General features: G+C 34.6%; 1 protein-coding gene. It reads left to right on the top strand.

Going from position 1 to position 1,176, the window contains the following annotated elements:
• Window positions 1-278 precede the first annotated feature (278 nt).
• The gene (locus tag V7137_RS08220; RefSeq protein ID WP_335697637.1) at window positions 279-1,043 is read left to right on the top strand and encodes a sulfite exporter TauE/SafE family protein; all 765 of its coding nucleotides are present in this window, start codon (window positions 279-281) and stop codon (window positions 1,041-1,043) included.
• The last annotated feature ends 133 nt before the right edge of the window (window positions 1,044-1,176 follow it).

Below are 1,176 nucleotides of genomic sequence, written 5' to 3'. Positions count from 1 at the left end.
TATTGTTGATTTTGGCACCTTGTTGATTGGAGCATATTTTAATTAATATAGTTAAATGTTCAAAATCGGGAAGAGTGAATTCAAAAGTGATTAAAGCTGTATTATTTGATTTAGATGGAACGTTATTAATATAAAAAGTCACCATTCTTGGTGGCTTTTTATTTTTCTAAAAAAACAAAGGACAATTCTCTGAATCTAAAAAATAATTAGTTATTTACAAGATAAATATAAATGTATATAATCCTATATAAATACTAGGAATTGGTAGGGCGTGCGATATGAGTATAGGGATTACTTTGATGGGTTTACTTGTAGGTTTTTTGGTTGGGTTGACTGGAGTAGGGGGAGCAGCACTCCTAACCCCTGTCTTAATTTTAATTGGGGTTAATCCTTCAATTGCTGTTGGTACAGACCTTGTTTATAATTCCATTACGAAATTTTTCGGACTTTTTCAGCATTGGAGACAAAAAACAGTTAATCTTCAGATGGTTAAGTATTTAGCGATAGGAAGTATTCCTAGTGCGGTGGTAGCGATAGGCGGCCTTCACTATTTTGAATCTTATTACCATAATCAAGAACAGATTATCAGGCATTCCCTCGGATATATACTGATATTTGTTTCACTGGCTATCATAATTAGAACATTTGTGGAGAAAAAATTAAGACCTAATCGTTGGCAATTAAAACCTTTGAAAGAAAAGAAGATGCTAACGATCTTAATTGGATGCATTTTTGGATTTATTGTTGGACTTACATCTCTAGGTTCTGGCTCTTTATTTGCTGTGGCAATGATCTATCTGTATCAAATGAAGACATCAGAGATGGTAGGTACGGATATAACTCACGCGTTTCTTTTGGTTTCGGTCGCAGGATTGCTTCATATTGGATATGGTAATGTGAACTATATGCTTGTTGGAAATTTACTCATGGGATCAATTCCAGGAGTTTTGATAGGTAGCAGCATATCTGCAAAGGTTCCGACAAGACCGCTCCGAACCATTGTTGCTGTTTTAATTTTTGTAAGTGGACTAAAGTTAATCTAAGAGGTATTCAAAAAAGTAGTCTAATTTCTGCTTAGTAAGTTCCACTGATATGGCCGCCCAATTGGGCGTTTTTTTTCAAATAGGGATATGATAAATAAGGATTGAAAAAGTTGGTTGAGGAGAAGGTGTTGAC

The organism is Neobacillus drentensis (assembly GCF_036962765.1).
In the GTDB taxonomy this organism is placed as follows: Bacteria; Bacillota; Bacilli; order Bacillales; family Cytobacillaceae; genus Neobacillus; species Neobacillus drentensis_C.
The sequence above is the reverse complement of the archived record's forward strand: the minus strand, read 5'-3'. Positions and strand labels throughout refer to the sequence as shown.

What these genes read in the sequence shown, in the direction of transcription:
- V7137_RS08220 (WP_335697637.1), top strand. Translation starts at nt 279, where the DNA reads ATGAGTATAGGGATTACTTTGATGGGTTTACTTGTAGGTTTTTTGGTT.